At 45.3% G+C, this 21,998-nt stretch carries 16 protein-coding genes; 14 read left to right on the top strand and 2 right to left on the bottom strand.

Annotation, left to right across the window (positions count from 1 at the left end; translation table 11 throughout):
* Nucleotides 1-25: 25 nt before the first annotated feature.
* From hrpB to ACQEXR_RS04430, 10 genes are all read left to right on the top strand, one after another.
* Nucleotides 26-2,479, top strand: a complete 2,454-nt coding sequence (gene hrpB, locus ACQEXR_RS04475) for an ATP-dependent helicase HrpB (protein WP_427019817.1) — start codon at nucleotides 26-28, stop codon at nucleotides 2,477-2,479.
* Nucleotides 2,476-4,851: a penicillin-binding protein 1B gene (gene mrcB, locus ACQEXR_RS04470; RefSeq protein ID WP_331416897.1), complete on the top strand. Its 2,376-nt coding sequence runs from the start codon at nucleotides 2,476-2,478 to the stop codon at nucleotides 4,849-4,851. The genes hrpB and mrcB overlap by 4 nt, the downstream gene beginning before the upstream one ends.
* A gap of 83 nt (nucleotides 4,852-4,934) precedes the next feature.
* Nucleotides 4,935-7,226 carry a patatin-like phospholipase family protein gene (locus ACQEXR_RS04465; RefSeq protein WP_427019827.1) on the top strand — a complete coding sequence of 764 codons (2,292 nt, stop codon included), beginning with the start codon at nucleotides 4,935-4,937 and terminating at the stop codon, nucleotides 7,224-7,226.
* A gap of 297 nt (nucleotides 7,227-7,523) precedes the next feature.
* A complete protein-coding gene (gene acnB, locus ACQEXR_RS04460) occupies nucleotides 7,524-10,112 on the top strand; it encodes a bifunctional aconitate hydratase 2/2-methylisocitrate dehydratase (RefSeq protein WP_427019816.1) in 2,589 nt (862 codons plus the stop codon).
* Between the two features lie 350 nt (nucleotides 10,113-10,462).
* Nucleotides 10,463-10,834: a YacL family protein gene (locus ACQEXR_RS04455; protein ID WP_138973126.1), complete on the top strand. Its 372-nt coding sequence runs from the start codon at nucleotides 10,463-10,465 to the stop codon at nucleotides 10,832-10,834.
* 189 nt (nucleotides 10,835-11,023) lie between these two features.
* Entirely contained in the window at nucleotides 11,024-11,362 is a 339-nt protein-coding gene (glnK, locus tag ACQEXR_RS04450; RefSeq protein WP_331427979.1) for a P-II family nitrogen regulator, read from the top strand.
* Between the two features lie 26 nt (nucleotides 11,363-11,388).
* Complete coding sequence (locus ACQEXR_RS04445; RefSeq protein WP_138973128.1) at nucleotides 11,389-12,618, top strand: ammonium transporter; 1,230 nt, start codon at nucleotides 11,389-11,391, stop codon at nucleotides 12,616-12,618.
* Nucleotides 12,619-12,779: 161 nt separating this feature from the next.
* Nucleotides 12,780-13,796, top strand: a complete 1,017-nt coding sequence (locus ACQEXR_RS04440) for a Fe(3+) ABC transporter substrate-binding protein (protein WP_138973129.1) — start codon at nucleotides 12,780-12,782, stop codon at nucleotides 13,794-13,796.
* A 220-nt stretch (nucleotides 13,797-14,016) separates the two neighbouring features.
* On the top strand, nucleotides 14,017-15,642 hold the full coding sequence (locus ACQEXR_RS04435) for an ABC transporter permease (protein ID WP_427019815.1): 1,626 nt from the start codon (nucleotides 14,017-14,019) through the stop codon (nucleotides 15,640-15,642).
* Nucleotides 15,642-16,673, top strand: coding sequence for an ABC transporter ATP-binding protein (locus ACQEXR_RS04430; protein ID WP_138973131.1), 1,032 nt, complete (start codon nucleotides 15,642-15,644; stop codon nucleotides 16,671-16,673). The genes ACQEXR_RS04435 and ACQEXR_RS04430 overlap by 1 nt, the downstream gene beginning before the upstream one ends.
* Nucleotides 16,674-16,682: 9 nt before the next feature.
* Here ACQEXR_RS04430 and ACQEXR_RS04425 read toward each other — a convergent pair whose 3' ends face one another.
* Nucleotides 16,683-16,922 carry a ribbon-helix-helix domain-containing protein gene (locus ACQEXR_RS04425; RefSeq protein WP_331416894.1) on the bottom strand — a complete coding sequence of 80 codons (240 nt, stop codon included), beginning with the start codon at nucleotides 16,920-16,922 and terminating at the stop codon, nucleotides 16,683-16,685.
* 431 nt (nucleotides 16,923-17,353) lie between these two features.
* Here ACQEXR_RS04425 and ACQEXR_RS04420 point away from each other — a divergent pair, with 431 nt between their 5' ends.
* The 4 genes from ACQEXR_RS04420 (at nucleotide 17,354) to ACQEXR_RS04405 (ending at nucleotide 19,946) form a co-directional block, all read left to right on the top strand.
* Nucleotides 17,354-18,523 (top strand): PAAR domain-containing protein, encoded by a 1,170-nt coding sequence (locus tag ACQEXR_RS04420; protein WP_427019814.1) that lies wholly within the window; start codon nucleotides 17,354-17,356, stop codon nucleotides 18,521-18,523.
* 434 nt (nucleotides 18,524-18,957) lie between these two features.
* Nucleotides 18,958-19,233 (top strand): hypothetical protein, encoded by a 276-nt coding sequence (locus ACQEXR_RS04415; protein ID WP_427019813.1) that lies wholly within the window; start codon nucleotides 18,958-18,960, stop codon nucleotides 19,231-19,233.
* Nucleotides 19,223-19,642, top strand: coding sequence for a hypothetical protein (locus tag ACQEXR_RS04410; RefSeq protein ID WP_427019812.1), 420 nt, complete (start codon nucleotides 19,223-19,225; stop codon nucleotides 19,640-19,642). Before ACQEXR_RS04415 ends, ACQEXR_RS04410 begins: the two co-directional genes overlap by 11 nt.
* A gap of 22 nt (nucleotides 19,643-19,664) precedes the next feature.
* Nucleotides 19,665-19,946: a hypothetical protein gene (locus ACQEXR_RS04405; RefSeq protein WP_427019811.1), complete on the top strand. Its 282-nt coding sequence runs from the start codon at nucleotides 19,665-19,667 to the stop codon at nucleotides 19,944-19,946.
* Nucleotides 19,947-20,578: 632 nt separating this feature from the next.
* On the opposite strand, the gene ACQEXR_RS04400 is transcribed toward ACQEXR_RS04405, so the two are convergent.
* On the bottom strand, nucleotides 20,579-21,991 hold the full coding sequence (locus ACQEXR_RS04400; protein ID WP_138972159.1) for a phosphoglucomutase/phosphomannomutase family protein: 1,413 nt from the start codon (nucleotides 21,989-21,991) through the stop codon (nucleotides 20,579-20,581).
* Nucleotides 21,992-21,998 lie beyond the last annotated feature (7 nt).

Below are 21,998 nucleotides of genomic sequence, written 5' to 3'. Positions count from 1 at the left end.
ATCATTACACCATAAGGCCTTCCCATTGTCACAACTGCCTATTCAAGGCGTGATGCCAGATTTACTCTCTGGTGTTCGCTCAAGCTCGCAATTGATCCTTAAAGCTGCTCCAGGAGCCGGTAAATCGACCTATTTTCCTTTGCAACTGCTTCTCGAACGAGCGGTGGAAGGAAAAATTGTTATGTTGGAACCAAGACGGCTTGCAGCACGCAATATCGCCCGTTATTTGGCTAACCAATTGGGTGAAAGTGTGGGGCAACGGGTGGGTTATCGTGTTCGAGGCGAGAACAAAACGAGTACGAATACTCAGTTAGAAGTGGTGACGGAAGGGATTCTGACGCGAATGATTCAATCGGATCCGGAGTTAACGGGTATCGATTTGATCATTTTTGATGAGTTCCATGAGCGCAGTATCCATGCAGACACTGCGCTGGCTTTCTGTTTGGAAATTCAGGATGCACTGCGTGAAGATCTTAAACTGGTCGTGATGTCTGCAACATTAGACCAAAATGCGTTAAGTCAATTGCTTCCCCTTGCGACTTATATTGAATCTCATGGGCGAAGCTACCCTGTTGAGTATCATTATCAGCCAGCGAAACCAAATGAGCGACTCGAGGATCTGATGGCCAAACAGATTACCTCTCTTATGGCGAAAGAAACCGGCTCTTTACTTGCGTTTTTACCAGGGGTTTCTGCCATCAAACGCGTTGAAGAGCGTTTGCATAACCTCGCCGACGATATTCAGGTCTGTCCATTATATGGTCAGTTAGATTTTGCACAGCAGCAAGCCGCTATCGAACCTTGTCAACAAGGTAAAAGAAAAGTGGTGTTAGCGACCAATATTGCTGAAACCTCCCTGACAATCGAAGGGATCAGACTGGTGGTCGATTCAGGGTTGGAGCGAGTAGCCAAATTTGATTTGAAAAGTGGTATTACAAGGCTCCAGCAAGTTCGTATTTCCCAATCTTCGGCAGAGCAGAGAGCAGGACGTGCCGGACGTATCGAATCAGGTATTTGTGTCCGCCTATACAGCGAAGCTCAGCTCGCGCAACAGCCCTACGTTCCCCAAGCTGAGATTCTTCATTCCGACTTATCAAATTTAGTTTTAGAGTTGGCTCAGTGGGGAACCCAGAACCCTGCGGAGTTAAGCTGGCTGGATGTGCCGCCTTCGAGCGCAATCAGTCAGGCAAAAGGGTTATTGCGTCAGCTCAACTTATTGGATGAAAAAGGCCAACTGACGGAATCAGGCTCACTGGCTGCAATATTAGGATTAGATCCGAGAATGGCAAGCCTTATTGCCCGAGCCGAGCATTCACAGGCGACAGCAATTGCTGTTGTCGCACTGTTGGAAGACCCTGAGCGAAACACGATTAACTTTATGCATAGTGTTCATCGCTTAAAAGAAGGCCGCCATAGCCGACAGAAAGTCGTTCTACAACGTGCAAATACGCTTGCCAATAGACTTGGGTGTCGGTTTGAACTCGCGGCGCTTGATGAGTCACTGGTGGCTCCTTTGTTGGCCACCGCGTTTCCTGACCGAATCGCCCAAGCGAGAAGTCATCAGCAGGGACGATTTATTCTTGCCAATGGACATGGTGCTGAACTGCAAGAGGTTGAAAAGCTGGCTGCAAGTGAGTATTTGGTGGTTATCGACCTGATGCGCAGCCAGTCTGACTCTTCAATGATTTATTCTGCTGTCGAACTGGATATGTTTGTTTTACACAATCTCTTTCCCGATCTGTTTGTGGAGCAAGAGGTTGTTGACTGGGATGAGCAGAAAGGGCGACTTATTGCTGAACAACAGCGTAAACTTGGTCGCTTAGTGGTAGAGAGGAAAGCATTGCCTGAGCCACCTCGCGAAAAAATGACGCAAGCTTTACTTAATTTCATTCGTCGTAACGGTCTTTCGGTATTAAATTGGACGCCACACAGCCTTGAGTTACTGGAAAGAGTGCGTTGCGGTCAAGAATGGTTGCCAGAGCAAGCGTGGCCGGAGTTAACAGACAACGCACTGTTAGACAATTTAGAGCAGTGGTTAGAACCATATCTCAATGGGATTGGATCGGTTAAAGCGTTAAGCAAAGTCGAATTAGAAGCGGCGTTATTGGCGTATTTAGGTTGGCCACTGAACCAAGACATTGATAAATGGCTACCAACGCATTACCAGTTGCCGACAGGCAGCAAGAAAAAAATTCGCTATCAGCAAGGTCAGGAACCCGTGTTATCAGTACGAATGCAAGAAGTATTTGGTGAGCAGGCTTCTCCAGAAATAGCACAGGGCAGGAAGCGTTTAGTGTTGGAACTACTCTCTCCGGCGCAGCGACCTCTGCAAGTGACCCGAGATCTTGCTAGCTTTTGGGCGGGTGCTTATATCGAAGTGCAAAAAGAGATGAAAGGTCGCTACCCAAAACACGTTTGGCCTGATGATCCCGCTAACCATGTAGCGACAACGAAAACAAAACGACAATTGAACTCATGACCAAGAAAAATACCACCACAACCAGTAAGGCAAAAACATCCACAACCGCCAAGAAGCCATCTGGTAAACGAAGCGCGAAATCGCCTCAGCGTAAGCCTAGTAAGCCGCCCCAACGTAGGTGGCTGAAAACATTATGGGGCATTAGCTGGAAGGTCGGCTTAGCTGGCTTCGCTTTGTTGCTGTTTGTTGGTATCTATCTAGATAGTGTGGTTAAACAACGCTTTGAAGGGCAATTATTTGATTTGCCTACTGTGGTTTATGCGCGAATCCTTAACTTGGCTCCGGGCGAAGATATTACGATTCAAGAAGTGCGCAATGAGTTAGACGTGCTCAATTACCGCAAAGTCCGCCAACCTCGCTACCCTGGTGAGTACTCTTCTTCTTCGACAAAAATTGAAGTGATTCGTCGACCATTTGAATTTAGTGATGGTCCAGAGCCTGATCGTCATGTGATGCTCCATTTCTCTTCAAGCCAGCTAGAGCGCATTCAATCACTAGAAAAGAAAGGCGATTTAGGCTACTTACGTATTGAGCCGAAAATGCTTGGTATGTTGGAGAAAAACCACGATGAACAGCGGCTGTTTTTGCGTCGAGACCAGTTCCCAGAAGTCATGGTGGATGCCCTACTCGTCACAGAAGATCGCAACTTTTACCAACATGATGGCGTTTCGCCTGTTGCGATTGCACGAGCGATGGTTGCTAACGTAAAGGCGGGCAGAACTGTGCAGGGTGGCAGTACTCTGACTCAGCAGTTGGCCAAGAATATTTTTCTATCCAGTGATCGAACCTTATGGCGTAAAGTTCGAGAAGCCTACATTGCTTTGATTCTGGATTATCGCTACAGCAAAGATCGCATACTAGAGGCGTATCTGAACGAGGTTTATCTCGGTCAAAGTGGCGGCGAGGCGATTCATGGCTTTGGTCTTGCTTCGCGACTTTACTTTGGTCAGCCGATCCAAGAACTGCGCATTGACCAGCTTGCTCTGCTGGTGGGCATGGTAAAAGGTCCTTCCTACTACAATCCGGTGCGCTTTCCTGAGCGTGCGAAAGAGCGTCGAGATTTAGTGTTACGCCTAATGATGCAGCAAAACATTCTCACGGCAGAACAGTATGATATGGCGGCAAGTCGCCCCCTTGATATTCAGGACAATCCGAAAATTGCCAGCCGCCAACCCGCTTATTTTCAGCAGTTGAAGATTGAACTAGAACAGAAGGCAGGGGATGCATTTCAGTCAGATATCGGCTTACGTGTATTTACATCATTGGATCCTGTTTCTCAGCAAGAACTTGAACGAGCAATCGCAAAGAAAATTCCGCAACTTGCTGATGTGGCGGGTAAATCTCTTGAAGGCGCAGCTGTCGCTGTCGACAGGCACACAGGGGAAATACGAGCCATGGTCGGAGGGAAACGAACCGGTTACGATGGCTTCAACCGAGCTTTGAATGCCAGCCGACAAATTGGTTCATTAGCCAAGCCTGCGGTTTACCTCACGGCATTGGAACAACCAGAGAAATACAATCTGGCCACGACGCTGCACGATAAACCGATTAGCTTGAAAGGCAGTAAAGGTGATGTCTGGTCGCCTAGAAATTATGACCGTCAGTTCCGTGGTGATGTGCCTTTGTATATCGCTTTAGCTAAGTCGCTCAATGTACCTACGGTCGAGCTAGGGATGCAGGTTGGTATCGCCAATGTGGTCAACACGTTGGAAAAACTTGGCGTAGACAAGAATGAAATTCGTCCGGTTCCGTCGATGTTTCTTGGTTCATTTACGTTAACGCCATTTCAAGTCGCGCAGATGTACCAAACGCTGACTAACTCGGGAAAACAAGCCCAGCTGTCAGCCTTGCGGTCCGTGATTGATTTGGAAGGGAATGTGCTGTACCAGTCATTACCGAAAGTGTCACAAACCGTTGATCAGCAGGCCGCGTGGTTAACGACATACGCAATGAAGCGAGGCGTCTTGGAAGGAACAGGGCGTCATCTCAACAGCCAGTTTGGCTGGGCGGCGTTAGCAGGAAAAACCGGAACCAGTAACGATACTCGAGACAGTTGGTTTGTCGGCGTCGATGGGCGAGAAGTGACCACGATTTGGTTAGGCCGAGATGACAACAAACCGACGAAGTTAACCGGTTCAAGTGGTGCATTGCGAGTTTACGCTGAGTACCTAGAGCACCGTATTCCTGAAAAGTTAACCCTACCTTGGCCTCAGGGAATCAGTACGCTTGGTTTTGCTAAAACGGCTCAGGGTAGTCTGGATTTGGATTGTGGAAACGAGTTTACATTGCCAGTGTGGGACATCAATGGCGCAATGAAGCAGCAGTGTGATAGCCAGCCTAAACAATGGTTACAGAAATTATTTAGTTGGTAACACGCATGGTGTTGAATATTAGTACTTTACGCTGATTAAGTCTGTCAGTATAAACGTTAAAACGACTGTAGAAAGGGATTTGTATCGTGAAAAAATTAGCAGGCCTCCTATTATGCTTGTTTGGAAGCGTTGCCTTTAATGCGATAGCACAGACAGAGCCGCAACCTGATACGCGGCCCAAAGTAGCAGTTGTTTTAGCCGGTGGAGGCGCGAAAGGCGCAGCGCATATTGGTGTGCTAAAAGCGCTCGAAGAACTAAGGGTGCCTGTTGATGTAATCACTGGTACCAGTATGGGCTCTTATGTAGGGGGCTTGTATGCGACCGGTATGAGCGCCGATGAAATCGAGTCTTTCATTGATACCGTTGACTGGAACAGTGGTTATCGAGATCGAGTCGACCGTAGTCAGCGAAAAGTACAGGACAAGGAATACGAAGATAGATATCAGTTAACCACTGACCTTGGTTTACGCTGGGGGGAGATTCGAGCTAGTCGTGGGATCGTACAGGGGCAGGGAATGCTTAAATTGCTCCGTGAAACGTCGGGCAATTTACCTCCATTTGATTCTTTTGATGATCTCGCCATTCCCTACCGTTCTGTCGCGACCGATATTATTGAACTGAAACCAGTTGTGATCAGTCAGGGCTATCTGGTTGATGCCATGATGGCCAGTATGTCGGTTCCCGGCGCACTGCCTCCTTACCAACTCAATGGTCAGATGTTGGTGGATGGTGGCGTTACGAACAATATGCCAGTAGACGTTGCGCGTGACTTGGGGGCTGATATTGTTATCGCGGTTGATATCGGTACGGAATACAAAAATGAAGAAGACTTCACCACGTTCCTTACGGTGGCAGACCAACTTTCCAACTATTTGGTCCGCAGTACGACAGCGCGTCAGGCTGAATTACTAACAGACAAAGACTTTTTCTTGCAGCCTGATGTTGGCGATATGGAGACCACTGAGTTTGATAAAATGCCGCAGGCATTTGAAAAAGGTTATCAGGCAACGATGGCGAGGAAAGCAGAGTTGCAGAAACTGAGCCTATCCACGGCAGACTATCAACACTATATTGAACAGAAACAGAATGTCCGACGTGAACTGCGATATGGTGATGAAATTACCGTTGATAAAGTGGTCATCAATAATAACACCCACTATACAGACACCCTTCTTGAAAACCGTCTTGAGCTTGAAGCAGGTAAGCAGTACACCTTGGATCAGGTAGAGAAAAGTATCCAAGATCTTTACGCTTTAGACCGTTTTGAACTAGTGACTTATCGCTATGATGAAATCGATGGGCAAGATGCCCTGATCGTTGATGTTGATGAGAAGTCTTGGGGACCGAATTACGTAAACTTCCGTTTTTTCCTTGAAGATGATTTTTCAACCGATAGCCAGTATTCCATTGGTGTGTCGACCAATTTTACCGACCTCAACTCCCATGGCGCAGAGTTACGTACCAATTTTGAAATCGGCACAGATAAGCTCATCGAAGCGGAGTTTTTCTCGCCATTCTTTTCGAGCCAAAAGACCTTTACAACGTTAGCTCTCACGTACAGCAATGAAAAACGTAATGCGCCAGTGACTGGCTTTGATGATACAAGCCTAGAGGCAACCAAGAATTACGTACCAGTTGCGTATACTGAGTGGGTTAGCCAGTGGGCGATTGGTTATCAAGATACCTTGTGGCGACGTTTCATGGCAGGGGTAAGGTACACCGATGGCAAGAGCACACTCTCGACTTTACCTAGTTTTGGTGATGTTGCGTTTCATCGCTTAGGGGCGTTTGCGAACTATCGGATTGATACTCTCGACAACTACAGTTTTCCGCGCTCTGGTTTTTACTTGGATCTCAATTATCTCGTCTCACACGACAAAAGCGTCGGTGATAGTGTGTTGGTTGAGAACCAGAGAGTTGAAGACACATCGTATGAAATCGGAGCGAAAATGATCGCTGCACATACGTTTTCACGCCATACTTTGGTCGCAAATGTCGATCTGGGTTTTGTAGAGAGTAAGAATTCTTCGGTGCCAATTGATCCTGAAGAGATTGGTGGCTTTCTTAACTTATCTGGTGTCCCAAGAAACAGCTTAATTGGTCAGAACAAAGTGTTTGGTAGCGTGGTTTACCGCTATCGCTGGTTTGACAACGACTTTGGCCTGTTTAGTTCCCCGTTTTATGTCGGTGCATCGCTTGAGTATGGTGGGGTTTGGTCTGATCCGGATCTCGAAATCAACGAAGCACCTTTGTATACCGCAGGTTCTGTATTTGCAGGGGTTGACTCACCGATTGGGCCGGTTATGTTTGGTTACGGGCGTACCGAAAATGACTATGATTCATACTACCTAATTATCGGTACTACCTTTAAGTAGCTCTGGTGTTTATATGTCCATTTCCGCCATTCTCAAAGTATGGGAATAGGCGGGATTGACCAGTGAAAATCATAGAACTTTAGTCTTAAGTTGCTATGTTGGTCAAAATGATGAGATTTTAATTTAAGGTTAAATTTGCTATTCTACCGCCCACAGTTTGGCCTCTCTGGCACTGTTTCTCAGTCAAGATTGAATGAAAAATATGGCATGGAGAGCCAAGTTTCCAAGGATGTTCACTCCCTTATTCTTTGAACAAATAGCAATAAGAGGGAGGAACCGCAATGAGAGGAAAAAGTCGTGCTTGAAGCCTACCGTAAACACGTCGAAGAGCGTGCTGCCGAAGGAGTTGTTCCTAAACCACTAGATGCCGAGCAAGTTGCAGGCCTTGTGGAACTTCTGAAGAACCCGCCTCAAGGTGAAGAAGAGTTTATTCTTGACCTCCTAGAAAACCGTATCCCACCAGGTGTAGACGAAGCTGCGTATGTTAAAGCAGGTTTCTTAACCGCTATCACTAAAGGTGAGGTTTCATCACCACTTGTCAGCAAAGCAAAAGCGGCGGAGCTGCTTGGCACTATGCAAGGTGGTTACAACATTGAGCCATTAGTCTCGCTGCTAGATGACGCTGAGTTGGCTCCTATCGCTGTTAAAGCGCTTTCTCATACACTACTGATGTTTGATGCTTTCTATGATGTAGAAGAGAAAGCAAAAGCAGGTAATGATTCAGCTAAGCAAGTCCTACAATCTTGGGCGGATGCTGAGTGGTTTACGGCTAAAGAGAAAGTAGCGGAAAAAATTACTGTTAAAGTATTCAAAGTTACCGGTGAAACGAACACTGATGACTTATCTCCAGCACCAGATGCTTGGTCTCGTCCTGATATTCCAGTGCACGCAAAAGCGATGCTAAAAATGGAACGTGAAGGTATCAACCCAGATCAACCAGGCAGCGTTGGTCCTATTAGCCAGATCGAAGAACTACAAAAAGACGGCATCCCACTTGCTTATGTTGGTGACGTTGTTGGTACAGGTTCTTCTCGTAAATCAGCGACAAACTCTGTACTTTGGTTTATGGGTGAAGATATTCCTTACGTACCAAACAAACGCACAGGTGGCGTGTGTCTGGGTGGTAAGATTGCCCCAATCTTCTACAACACAATGGAAGATTCTGGTGCACTACCTATCGAACTGAACGTGCAAGACATGAACATGGGTGATGTGATTGATATCTACCCTTATGAAGGTGTTGTTCGTAAAGATGGCGTTGAAATTTCTAGCTTTGAGCTAGGTAAAGTTCTGCTTGATGAAGTTCGCGCTGGTGGTCGTATCCCTCTGATTATCGGTCGTGGTCTAACAAGCCGTGCACGTGCATCGCTTGGTTTAGGCGAAACGGATTTGTTTGCTAAGCCAGTCGATCCTTCAGCTTCAACCAAAGGCTACACGCTGGCTCAGAAGATGGTTGGTAAAGCGTGTGGCGTTGAAGGTGTTCGCGCAGGTCAGTATTGCGAACCTAAGATGACAACAGTAGGTTCACAGGATACAACTGGCCCAATGACGCGTGATGAGCTAAAAGACCTCGCGTGTCTTGGCTTCTCTGCGGATCTTGTGATGCAGTCATTCTGTCACACATCTGCGTACCCGAAACCTGTTGACGTTAACACTCACCACACACTACCAGATTTCATCATGAACCGTGGTGGTGTCTCTCTACGTCCTGGTGACGGTGTTATCCACTCATGGCTAAACCGTATGCTATTGCCTGATACTGTCGGTACAGGTGGTGACTCGCATACTCGTTTCCCTCTAGGTATCTCGTTCCCAGCAGGTTCTGGTCTTGTTGCATTTGCAGCCGCGACTGGTGTAATGCCACTGGATATGCCAGAGTCAATTTTGGTTCGCTTTAAAGGTGAAATGCAGCCAGGTATCACTCTACGTGACCTAGTACATGCCATTCCTTACTACGCAATTCAGCAAGGTCTATTGACGGTTGAAAAAGCAGGTAAGATCAATGAATTCTCAGGTCGTATTCTAGAGATTGAAGGTGTTGAGCATCTATCTGTAGAGCAGGCATTTGAGCTTTCTGATGCCTCGGCAGAGCGCAGTGCAGCTGGCTGTACAGTGAAGCTTTCAAAAGAGTCTATCGAAGAGTACCTAAACTCGAACATCACTATGCTTAAGTGGATGATCGCGGAAGGTTACGGTGATGTACGTACTATTGAGCGTCGTATTAAAGGGATGGAAGCGTGGTTAGCAAATCCTGAATTGCTGACAGCTGACTCTGATGCAGAGTACGCTCACGTTATCGAAATCGATCTTGCTGACATCGACCAGCCAATCCTATGTGCTCCTAATGACCCAGATGACGCTCGTCTACTGTCTGACGTCCAAGGTACTGAGATTCAAGAAGTGTTTATCGGTTCTTGTATGACCAACATTGGTCACTTCCGTGCTGCGGGTAAGATGCTAGAAGAGTTCAATGGTTCTCTTAGCACTCGTCTGTGGGTTGCTCCACCAACTAAGATGGATAAGGATCAGCTAACTGAAGAAGGTTACTACGGTATCTTTGGCCGTGCTGGGGTTCGTATTGAAACTCCGGGATGTTCACTATGTATGGGTAACCAGGCACGTGTTGCTGATAAGTCGACAGTGATGTCTACGTCGACTCGTAACTTCCCGAACCGTCTAGGTACAGGTGCGAATGTTTACCTAGCTTCTGCTGAACTTTCTGCGGTGGGTGCGATTCTTGGCCGTATCCCAACGAAAGAAGAGTACTTAGAGTACGCATCTAAGATTGATGCAACGGCAGCGGATACATACCGTTACTTGAACTTCCATAAGATGTCTCAGTACACGGCAAAAGCAGATACAGTGATTTTCCAAGAGCCAGCTTAACAAGCTCTGGAATACTGAATTGCTGAGAAAGCGCCCACCGCAAGGTGGGCGCTTTTTTTCGGGCTTCGCCTCAGAGAACGCTTCACTGTGAGAGCGGGCTTCGCCCTGCGAGAATTTAGGCCGTGCTTCGCCCTTCGAGAGATGGGCGAGTAGTGAAGTGATTGAACCTTACCTCCACAAGGTGTTGACAGAACCAGCCCTTAACAAGCCATAATTTTCTCGATTCTCGATTCTCGATTCTCGATTCTCGATTCTCGATTCTCGATTCTCGATTCTCGATTCTCGATTCTCGATTCTTGACCCTGTATACTGCCGCCGATTAAGTTTGGTGGAATAAGCAGAGGCGTCCTATGGAATTTGAATTTATTAGAAATACCCTCATGGGCGAATACTATGTTAAGTCCAGTATGGGGCATGAAATCGTAGGTCGCTGGTTGCAAGAAGAAGTCAGTAAAGACTGGCAAAAAATCGAACAAGTCGAACGCTTGATCGAAAACGCTCGCTTAAATCCTCAACTGGAACACCAACTCGAAGGAACCGAGATCTCACTGAGTATTCAAGGCGATGAGGTCATTGTTCAAGAAAACGTGCTGGCTCATGGGCAGGAAATGGACAGTGATAGTGAGTTTGACTTTTATGATAGTGAAAGCACGGCAAGTTGCGGTATTGAGGACTTTGAAGATCTGATCGCACAGTGGAAAACATTCCTGACGACCAAGTAATGCACTTCTATGGTGAGCGATTGAGCGCTTGCCTTAAAATTGTGAGCAAGGCGCACCTAAATGGTGCGCCTTTTTTGTTATCAGGTCATGAATTTTATGTGTTTTTATTAATTATCAATAACTTAAAAACTTGGCACGCAGCTTGGATTACTTAATAACAAAAAGGATGACAGCTTCAGAGAGGATGCAATGAAACTTATAAACGCGATTATCAAACCATTTAAATTAGACGATGTTCGAGAAGCGCTTGCTGATGTCGGTATCGAAGGGATGACGGTTTCAGAAGTGAAAGGCTTTGGCCGTCAGAAAGGACACACCGAGCTTTATCGTGGTGCGGAATATCAAGTCGACTTCCTACCAAAGGTAAAGTTAGAGATAGCGACACAGGCAGAAAATGTAGACCGCGTCATTGAGGCGATATCTAAAGCTGCGCACACGGGAAAAATCGGTGACGGCAAGATTTTTGTCTATGACCTGAGTCAGGCGGTTCGCATCCGCACGGGTGAAATGGACGTTGAAGCACTTTAAGAATTCAAAGGACTGGAGATAATACGATGGAATTAACGACAACAGTAACAGAGTTACGTTACGCACTAGACACCTTTTTCTTCCTCATTTCAGGTGCGTTGGTTATGTGGATGGCCGCAGGTTTTGCAATGTTGGAGGCGGGTCTTGTTCGTTCAAAAAACACGACAGAAATTCTAACTAAGAACGTCTGCTTGTACGCGATCGCATGTACCACCTATTTAGTCGTTGGCTACAACATCATGTATGTCGATAACGGCGAAGGTGGTTGGCTACCATCATTTGGTGCCTTGATTGGTACACAAGGAGAGGGCGCGGATCATTCACTTGAATCTGACTTTTTCTTCCAAGTAGTTTTCGTTGCTACAGCGATGTCTGTAGTCTCAGGAGCGGTTGCTGAGCGTATGAAGCTTTGGTCATTCCTTATCTTCTCTGCGGTACTGACAGCGTTTATCTACCCAATGGAAGGCTACTGGACTTGGGGCGGAGGTTTCCTATCTGAAGCGGGATTCAGTGACTTTGCAGGTTCAGGGATCGTACACATGGCGGGCGCATCAGCAGCACTAGCGGGTGTTCTACTACTGGGTGCACGTAAAGGTAAGTACGGTAAAAATGGTGAAATCTACCCAATTCCTGGTTCTAACATGCCGCTAGCGACACTGGGTACATTCATCCTGTGGTTTGGTTGGTTTGGCTTCAACGGTGGCTCACAGTTGATGGTGTCAGACTTTGAAAATGCGACAGCAGTCGGTCAGATCTTCCTGAACACTAACGCAGCAGCAGCGGCGGGTGCCATTGCAGCACTACTTGTATGTAAGACCACTTGGGGTAAAGCCGACCTTACGATGATTCTAAATGGTGCGTTAGCAGGTCTAGTCGCTATTACTGCGGATCCTCTCTCTCCATCGCCACTGTATGCGGTTGCGATTGGCTCGGTATCGGGAGCGCTCGTAGTGTTCAGCATCATCGGCTTGGACAAACTGAAGATTGATGATCCAGTTGGTGCGATTTCGGTTCACGGTGTATGTGGTTTCTTCGGCCTGATGGTTGTTCCACTAAGCAATGGTGATGCCTCATTTGGTGCACAGCTTCTTGGTGCTGGAGTTATCTTCGCTTGGGTATTTGGTGCAAGCCTTGCGGTGTGGGCAGTACTGAAAGCTACTATGGGTATTCGCGTCTCTGAAGATGAAGAGATGGAAGGCATGGATATGCATGACTGTGGCGTAGGTGCTTACCCTGAATTCGTGACAGTGAAGTAATTATACTAGATGTGACGTAACAAACAGTTACAAATAAACTTATCAAAAACCTGCTCAAATGAGCAGGTTTTTTTGTTTTTCATCATTGTTTTCTCGACTATGATGAATATAATAACGCAACTGATAAACGTTATCATTTCGAATACTAAAGGATTGAACCAATGAAAAAGCTGCTAACTCTTTCTGCATTAGCATGTGCAACAATTGCTCCTTCAGCTGCGATGGCTGCAGAAGAAGTTAACGTGTACTCTTACCGCCAGCCATTCCTAGTTGAGCCAATGTTCAACGAGTTCACAAAAGAAACTGGTATCAAAGTAAACGTTAAGTTTGCTAAGACAGGTCTGGCAGAGAAGCTAGCGCAAGAGGGTGAATACAGCCCAGCAGACGTTATCCTAACCGTTGATATTAGCCGTCTTTCTGAGCTGACTAAGAAAAACTTAGTTCAAGCTGTAGAGAGTGAAGTGCTAGAAAAGAACATCCCTGCTCAATACCAAGATACCAATAACGAGTGGTTTGCTCTAACAACTCGTACTCGTAGCGTTTACTCTTCTCGTGACCGTGTTGGTCGTCTAGGTGAAGACTTTACATACGCAGACCTAGCTAAGCCTGAATTTAAAGGCAAAATTTGTACACGTAGTGGTAAGCACCCATACAACGTATCTCTAGTTTCTGCGATGATTGCTCACGAAGGTGAAGCTGCGACGAAAGAGTGGTTGGAAGGCGTAAAAGCGAACCTAGCACGTAAACCTCAAGGTAATGACCGTGCACAAGTTAAAGCGATCAAAGAAGGCCTATGTGATGTTTCTCTAGGTAACAGCTACTACCTAGGTAATATGATTAACGATGCTGAGCAAAAAGCTTGGGCTGACGCGGTTTACATTAACTTCCCTAATCAGAAAACAACAGGTACTCACGTAAATATTTCTGGTATGGCAATGGCTAAGTACGCACCAAATAAAGAAAACGCTCAGAAACTTATGGAGTTCCTAGCGGGTGATACTGCACAAAGCCTGTACGCAGAAGTTAACTACGAATACCCAGTAAAAGAGGGTGTTAAGCGTTCTGAGCTAGTGGCATCTTGGGGGGACTTCAAGCCTGACACGATTTCTCTAGATGACGTTGCTAACTACCACGAAGCAGCAATCAAACTGCTAGACGAAGTGAAGTTCGACCTATAATAGTTTTAGGTAGTGAGTCGAATATGACTGACTAAAATACAGCCTCAAGTCGCTTTTCGTTAAGTTACTTGGGGTTGTTTGTTTTTATACTCACGGCTAAGAGCAGTTCACCTTGAACTCCTTTGAGTATATGGGTATAAATACCCTTAAACTATCAAAGGGATATGAGATGTATTTGCAACTGCATTTATGTTTCATACAGCCTCGTTGTAATTAGGCGATGAAAGAAAAAAATTACCTATGGAAAACCAGTAGTGGAGCGCTTGCTTTACTACTGGTTTTGCCGATCTTAGCGATATTCACTACTGCTGTGGGCGAAACAAATGAGCTTTTTAGTCATTTGATGTCAACGGTAATGCCGACCTATGCGTATAACACCGTCGTTCTTGTTATAGGAACGATCTTGCTATCCTTGGTGCTTGGTATTCCATCGGCTTGGATTATGGCGATGTGCCGCCTTCCGAGTGAACGCATTTTACAATGGGCATTGGTGTTACCACTGGCGATGCCTGGCTATATCGTCGGTTATATCTTTACGGACTGGTTTGACTTTGCAGGTCCGGTACAGATTTTTCTGCGTGATCTGACAGGGTGGGGACCTGGTGAGTATTGGTTTCCTGATATTCGAACACTGACAGGAGCGACTATTGTACTGTCACTGGTGCTCTACCCATACGTCTACTTATTATGTCGTGCCGCGTTTATGGAGCAGAATGTCTCTTTGCTACAATCGGCTCGATTGCTCAAGTGTTCACCGTGGGAAAGTTTCCGTCGTATCTCGCTTCCTCTTGCACGCCCCTCGATAGCCGTCGGCCTCTCTTTGGTGGCAATGGAAACCGTGGGTGATTTTGGAACGGTTAGCTATTTTGCAGTCAATACATTAACCACCGCGGTTTATGACACTTGGTTAGGCTATTCGAGCCTCACTGCGGCGGCAAAAATTTCAGCCATTATGCTGGTGGTGGTGATTTTACTCTTAAGTGCAGAACGCTATAGCCGTAGAAAACAGAAGCTATTTCAGAGTCAGTTTAGTAGCCGCGAAGATTTTCGTTACGATCTCGCCGGGTGGAAAAAGTGGTTGGCGCTAACATGGTGTTGGGGACTGGTTTGCGTGGCATTCATTCTCCCTCTTGGTCAGTTGCTTATCTATGCATACAAGTATTTCGCACAGAGTTGGACGGCTGAGTTCCGCGAATATGCGTTAAATAGTCTTTACGTATCTCTTGCGGCGGCATTCATTGGTGTAATGGTTGCGTTGATCGTTAATTTTTCTCAGCGTGTCAACCCTAGCCGTCAAAGCTTAGCCTTTATGCGCCTATCGTCGATGGGCTATGCTGTTCCAGGAACGGTTTTAGCCATTGGTGTTATGGTTCCGGTATTGTCTATGGACCACTTCGTCAATGATGTTGCAAAGTACATGGAGTGGGAGCGTCCAGGATTGATTTTCTCTGGCTCAATGTTTGCGATTGTTTTTGCTATGGTGGTGCGTTTTTCTGCTGTGGCGATTGGCAGTATTGAAAGCAGTTTAAGCAAAGTTTCACCGTCTCTTGATATGGCATCACGCACTATGGGATGTAACGCCAACGAGATGTTAAGACGAGTTCATTTGCCTCTTGTTCGTCGTGGGGCGCTGATAGCGGCTTTGCTGGTCTTTATTGAGTCAATGAAAGAGCTAAACGCCGCTTTATTGCTACGACCATTTAACTTTGAAACATTGGCGACTTATGTTTATAACTTCGCGTCTGATGAGAAGTTAGAGTTAGCGGCGTTACCAGCCGTGCTACTGGTTTTAGTTGGTCTTGTCCCTTTAGTTATTGTTAACCGTTCACTGGAGCATTCACACTGATGAGCTGTGCCCTATCAATACAAAACTTAACGTGTAAGTACGATCAAGAGACGACAGTTCTTGAGTCACTTTCTCTCGAAGTGGAGCAGGGGGAAATTGTTTGTCTACTTGGGGCAAGTGGCTGCGGTAAAACAACACTATTGAAAGCGATTGCAGGCTTGTTGCCATTAAGTTCTGGCGTGATGAGCCTAAATTGCATGCTGATCGATGATGGCAAAAACTGGCTTCCTCCTGAGCAGCGTAATATTGGTATGATCTTTCAGGATTATGCGCTGTTTCCACATCTTACTGTGGCTCAGAACGTTGCGTTTGGGTTACGTGAACTGTCGGTTGCTGAACAGCAAGCCAAAGTGGAAGAGATGCTTGAGTTAGTGCATCTCAATGGTTACGGTGAGCGATACCCACACCAACTCTCAGGTGGCCAGCAACAGCGGGTGGCAATAGCGCGTTCACTAGCGTACAAACCGGATCTTTTGCTGCTCGATGAACCATTTTCTAATATTGATACGCAGGTGCGCCATGAGTTAATTGGCGAGATTCGTAAGATCTTTAAGAAACAGGGTGTCACTGCCATTTTCGTTACTCATAGCCGTGAAGAAGCCTTCGCCTTCGCTGATAAAATGGCGGTGATGAACCATGGCGTGATTGAGCAATATGGTACCGCTAGCGAGCTCTACTATCAGCCTTCAAGTAAGTTTGTTGCTGACTTTTTGGGTGGTGGTAGCTATCTCAAAGCGACTCGGGCTTCTGATTCAGAATATGAGACCCAGTTAGGCATGGTAGAAGCGAAAGCACAGCAGAACATTGAAGTTGGTCAGCATTGCGAGTTATTACTTCGCCCTCAGCATGTCCAGATCAGTGCAGCAGAAGAGAGCAGTGTGACCGTGCTTGAGCAACAGTTTATGGGAGATCATTGCCGTTACGTGATTGACGCGGGTGGTCACCGTTTACTTGCCAGCTCATCAGAACCTTTGAGTATTGGTCAGCAAGTCTCTGTTAAAGTGGAAACGCAAGGCGTACTGGCGTTTTAGCCATTTAGGTTAAATCTGAATCCGTTTGCCACCATTTAGATAGGTGGTACACGCGACACGCAGCAAAGAGGTGAAGTTACCTAACTCACCTCTTTGTTGTATCACTTCATTGTAAATCCGAGTCAAAAATTCTGCGACAGAGATATCCGCATCGCTCGCAATGTCCTCTATTATCTTCCAAAATACCGCTTCCAGCCTGATACTAGTGACGACACCATCGATACGGACTGAACGAGACTTAATGCCCAACCATTTGTAATGCTTGAGTTACCGACGAGATATGACCAAATCGAGATTTGAAACTGGCATAAAGATCAAGTATTTACAATCAAATAGACCCAATGGGCAGATGTTCTTTAATATTTTGGCTACTGTTGCTGAGTTTGAAACAGGCTTGATTCGTTTGAAAACCTGTGAAGGAATGAGCGATTGCTCAATCTAAAGGAAATCAGGCCAAACTTTCAGTTAAACAGCAAAAGGAGTTGTGTCGAATACACGGAATAAGACAATACTCTAGCCGAGCTGTTTTCCGTATCACGGCCAACAGTATTTAGAACGCTTTCTCGCTATAAAGCCGAATCATAATGAATAAAAACAGGCAGGTATTGTCAATTAACGTAGGATATTTTCCGAACTCCCAATGCCCTTGATGGGCGCAAATAGTCAACAAGGAACTCACAATGTCAGTACAAGCAGAAGGTCGAGGTTTAATACACAAAGGTGATAGAACGACGACAGGAGGTGTCGTGACATCGGGTGTCGGTAATGTCATGTATGTGGGAGAAGGTGTCACGCAGATAAAAATGATAGCGACGTGTCCCGCTTGCAAAAAAGGGCAAGGGGAAATCATTCCTTTAGAAACGATTGCGGTCTTTGTCGATAATATTCAGGCCGCATTGCATGGTGATATCGTCGCTTGTGATTGTTCTTGGGGCTCAAATACGCTCATTGCTTCTGCTGGAGCGATGAAATTCTCTCAAAGTAATGGGCAGGTTTATGGTTTTAAACCCCATGCCAGTCCACAAGAAATGAAGGCAACTTATCAGAGTGTTGCGAGTTCAATGGGAGGGCGTTATTCAGGTACGAGCTCTTCACTTTCTGCAGGGCAGCAAGCGTATGATCTTGCTGAAAATGAATGGAATAAAGATTTACAGAAGCAAGCTAAAAAATATCAATGGGACACCTCTCAGCAAGAGAACGTCAGCATTGCAATTCTTACTATTGAAGAAGCCAATGAGTATTTAGATTTACTTATCAAAGACACCCATGGACAGCTTTCTACAGGCAAAGAGTACACTGGCGTTGGAATGGGACTGAAAGGTGCTTATGAAGTCGCCAAGGAGCTTGGTGGGTGGGGTGCGACGGCTAAAGCAGTCAATATCAATGGCGTGATGAATATAGTCGTTGAGAACTACAAACCTCGCTATTTAGATTTAGGTATCCGTTGGCAAGAGGCAACGCCTCAAATGCTAAAAATTGGTCACGCACTGAATACTGTTCAAGGCAATATCAGTTTCTTGAGGGGCAACATCTTTGTTGAAATCGTATTTAGTGGTGCAGTTAATGCAGTTGATTACATGCTGCACGATGAGAAGACGCTAGGCGAAGTCATAGGGCAATTTACTGCGGATATATCTAAGGGGATTGTAGCTGGCGTACTCGCTCAAGGGTTTACTTTAGGACTTAAAATTGGTGTTGCATGGGCTTTTACTCCACCAACAGCAGCAGTATTAGCCGTATTTGCAATTTCAGCTTTTGGTATCGGGTTAATTGTTTCAGCTATTGACGAAAAATACAGATACACCGAACCCATGAAGAAAGAAGTAGAGAGGTTAATTGATGAAAATTAATCGCTTCAAAGTATTTCTATACCTTGGTTTATTCTTGGCTCCATTTCTATCAATATTTGGTTACTTTTCATTGCAAGTAATCAATACCTTAACTGCTTACGAAAGCATCGTTACAATTTATAGTGCCCTCAACAACGCTTCATTATTCGCATTATTTAGCATCACTTTGATAGTAACAACATTCACGATCGTAGTTCTTCTCACTGGTAAGTCTCTAAGATGGATGCCTAAGATCATTCTGTTCATCTTATCTGGAATGGTTTTGATTAGCTTTATAGCAGGATGGACAATGACAACAATCACAAAAAAAGAACTTAATGAGAAAGGCTATATAGAATGTATATCTGAACAAGAGTTTACATTGAAGTACTCAAGCAGGACGTACGTTCTTCCACCGGAAACATGTGATTAAAGCTGTGAACTCGGTTGACTGCATGCTTCACGATGAAAAGACACTCGGTGAAGTCGTAGGGCAATTTACGGCGGATATATCTAAGGGCGTAGTCGCTGGCGTAGTTGCTCAAGGGGCAACTTTGATATTAAGAGCAGGCTTGACTTTAGCTTTCGCCACACCACCAACGGCGTTATTACTTGGATTCTTTGCCATAAGTGCATTCTACATAGGTAAGAAAGTGTCTGAATTAGATAATCAATATAAATACACTGACCCTATGAAGAGAGAAGTTGAGAGATTAATTGATGAAAGTTAGTCGCTCAAAAGCATTTGTCTTCTTGTTAATTTTTGCATCAATTTTCTTTCTATCAATAAATGATGTTATGGGGATTTTTGATGTTTATACATTACCCAACAACAGAATTGTCATAAGTGGAGCAATCAACGACGCATCTACATTTGCTTTTTCTTGGTCAATGTTTGTTGTTTCTATATTAATGTTTATCTGTTTCATTACTGGGAAAAAGCTACTCTGGATACCTAAAATAGTTTTAATTGTACTAGGAGGAATAACAGTGTTGGCTTTCTTTCTAGGCTGGAGAATGAATGTAACATTAAAAGAAAAGCTCTACGAACAGGGCTACATCGAATGCACATCTGAGAGAGAGTTTACATTGAAGTACTCAAGCAAGACGTACGTTCTTCCACCGGAAACATGTGATTAAAGCTGTGAACTCGGTTGACTGCATGCTTCACGATGAAAAGACACTCGGTGAAGTCGTAGGGCAATTTACTGCGGATATATCTAAGGGGGTTGTAGCTGGCGTACTCGCTCAAGGGTTTACGTTAGTTATTCGTGGGGTAGCTACCTTTGTTTTTGGTGCATCTTTGCCTATAGCTATAGGTTTAAGTATTTTTGCGGTGTTTGCATTTGTCATAGGGAATAAGGTTACAGAGATAGATGACCATCATGAGTACACAAAGCCAATTAAAAAGAAGATAGAGGAGTTAATTGATGAGAGTGAGTAGGTTCAAAGCTCTTCTTTTTATGTTGGCTTGTAGCCCAATGGTTTGGATTTCTTGGGAGCAATCTGTAAAAGTCATAAGTAATTTTAACCACCAAAGCGATCTAATCAAAGTTAGTGGGGCTATTAATGATGCCTCTTCTTTCGCTGGTTTTATGATATCAACCATAGCATTCACATTTTCAACTATCCCGTTAATTACAGGCCGGCAGGCCAAATGGATTCCTAAAATAGTCTTTATTGTTCTAGGGTTCTTAACCATGTTTGCGTTTGTAATAGGGTGGAATATGAATACAACCTTAAAAAAGAACCTCTACGAACAAGGCTACATAGAATGCACATCTGAGAGAGAGTTTACATTGAAATACTCAAGCAAAACGTACGTTCTTCCACCGGAAACATGTGATTAATGCTATTTCGAGGATAATCATAGTCTTCTTAACCACAGAGCAATAGCCGTTGGCTCAAATAGTTAATGATGAAGGTGTTATTGAAGTTGGCAAAGATCATGAAAATATCAGAGCGGAAATTTCGGCGGTTTCGGTGTAGAACTCCAAGATGTTGCAACAAAAAAAGCCCGGCGATTAAGCCGGGCAAGTGTTCTTCACCTATAGGGTAGGATGGGTCATGAGAGCATTACAATTGCAAAAACTCTTTGACTTGTTGAAGAACACATTCCGCTGTCTGTTTATCTTCCATTTCGGCAAAAATACGCAGTAGTGGTTCAGTTCCAGAGAAACGTGCAATCACCCAACCACCGTTTTTAAAGTAAACTTTTGCCCCATCCTCGTAGCTCACTTTATCAATCTCGAACTCAAATTGAGGCAGTTGTTTTTCTACGTAGATTTTGTCGTACAGAGCTTGTTTCTGCGCTGGCTTGAATGTGCAATCGCCTTCCGCCGTGTAGGCATAGCCGTACTTACCATAAATTTCGTTAAGCAGCTCAGAAAGCTTTTTGCCTGTAACGGAGATCATTTCGACCAGTAAGCTTGAAGCAAAAACGCCATCCTTGCCCTTGATGTGACCACGAATCGTTAAACCACCTGAGCTTTCGCCACCGATAAGAGAGTCATCGGCTTCCATCTGTGAGCTAATGTGTTTGAAACCAACGGGTACCTCAAAGCTCTTCTCTCCATGATCAGCTGCGATCTTATCGAGCAGATGAGTGGTTGCAATATTACGCACGACTGAGCCTTTCCAGCCTTTGTATTCGAGCAAGTAGTAGTAGAGTAGCATCAGAACTTCATTTGGATGAATAAAGTTCCCTTTCTCATCGATAATGCCTAAACGGTCTGCGTCACCATCGGTACCAATGCCGATATCGTATCCTTCAGCCGCGACTAGGTGTTTTAGACGGTACAAGGTTGCGGCACTTGGAGACGGCATTAATCCACCAAAGTCTGGGTTTTTACCGTCGTTGATCACATCAACATCACATCGACCGTTGATCAGCACGGTTTGCAGCGCATTCTTAGCAACGCCAAACATGGGATCGATCAACACTCTTAGATTGGCTTTTTTGATTGCCTCGATGTCGATAAAGTCGATGATCGAGTCAACGAATTCGTTCATCGGATTGATAATTTCGATCAACTTGTCTTCCACGGCTTGCTCAAAGTCGACGGATTGAACTTGTTGTTGAGTCAAGGTGGCGACTTGAGACTCGATCTTTTCAGTAATGATCTCATCCGCATCACGTCCGCCTTCAATAAACACTTTGATGCCGTTGTAATCGGCTGGGTTATGAGATGCGGTAATACATGCAGAGTACGCGCAGCCCATCTCTTTAGCTTTGAACATGACGATTGGCGTCGGAACGAACTTGTCGATAAAGCTAACCTTGATGCGGTTAGCCGCGAGAACTTCCGCGAACCAGCGTCCTGCTTTGTCGGACAGGAAACGTCGATCGTAACCGATCACAAAGCCACGTTGGGCAACGTTCTCGTGGTTAATAATATTGGCAACCGCTTGTGCCACTAAACGGACATTATCTTTGGTGAACTCTTCGCCTATGAATGCACGCCAGCCACCAGTACCAAATTTGATCATATGAATA

The sequence above is a fragment of the Vibrio sp. TRT 2004 genome (assembly GCF_050113735.1).
Classification (GTDB): Bacteria; Pseudomonadota; Gammaproteobacteria; order Enterobacterales; family Vibrionaceae; genus Vibrio.
The sequence above is the reverse complement of the archived record's forward strand: the minus strand, read 5'-3'. Positions and strand labels throughout refer to the sequence as shown.

What these genes read in the sequence shown, in the direction of transcription:
- ACQEXR_RS04445 (WP_138973128.1), top strand. Translation starts at nt 11,389, where the DNA reads ATGGAATTAACGACAACAGTAACAGAGTTACGTTACGCACTAGACACC.
- ACQEXR_RS04415 (WP_427019813.1), top strand. Translation starts at nt 18,958, where the DNA reads ATGCTTCACGATGAAAAGACACTCGGTGAAGTCGTAGGGCAATTTACG.
- ACQEXR_RS04440 (WP_138973129.1), top strand. Translation starts at nt 12,780, where the DNA reads ATGAAAAAGCTGCTAACTCTTTCTGCATTAGCATGTGCAACAATTGCT.
- ACQEXR_RS04420 (WP_427019814.1), top strand. Translation starts at nt 17,354, where the DNA reads ATGTCAGTACAAGCAGAAGGTCGAGGTTTAATACACAAAGGTGATAGA.
- ACQEXR_RS04400 (WP_138972159.1), bottom strand. Translation starts at nt 21,991, where the DNA reads ATGATCAAATTTGGTACTGGTGGCTGGCGTGCATTCATAGGCGAAGAG.
- glnK (WP_331427979.1), top strand. Translation starts at nt 11,024, where the DNA reads ATGAAACTTATAAACGCGATTATCAAACCATTTAAATTAGACGATGTT.
- ACQEXR_RS04410 (WP_427019812.1), top strand. Translation starts at nt 19,223, where the DNA reads ATGAAAGTTAGTCGCTCAAAAGCATTTGTCTTCTTGTTAATTTTTGCA.
- mrcB (WP_331416897.1), top strand. Translation starts at nt 2,476, where the DNA reads ATGACCAAGAAAAATACCACCACAACCAGTAAGGCAAAAACATCCACA.
- ACQEXR_RS04430 (WP_138973131.1), top strand. Translation starts at nt 15,642, where the DNA reads ATGAGCTGTGCCCTATCAATACAAAACTTAACGTGTAAGTACGATCAA.
- ACQEXR_RS04455 (WP_138973126.1), top strand. Translation starts at nt 10,463, where the DNA reads ATGGAATTTGAATTTATTAGAAATACCCTCATGGGCGAATACTATGTT.
- ACQEXR_RS04405 (WP_427019811.1), top strand. Translation starts at nt 19,665, where the DNA reads ATGCTTCACGATGAAAAGACACTCGGTGAAGTCGTAGGGCAATTTACT.
- ACQEXR_RS04435 (WP_427019815.1), top strand. Translation starts at nt 14,017, where the DNA reads ATGAAAGAAAAAAATTACCTATGGAAAACCAGTAGTGGAGCGCTTGCT.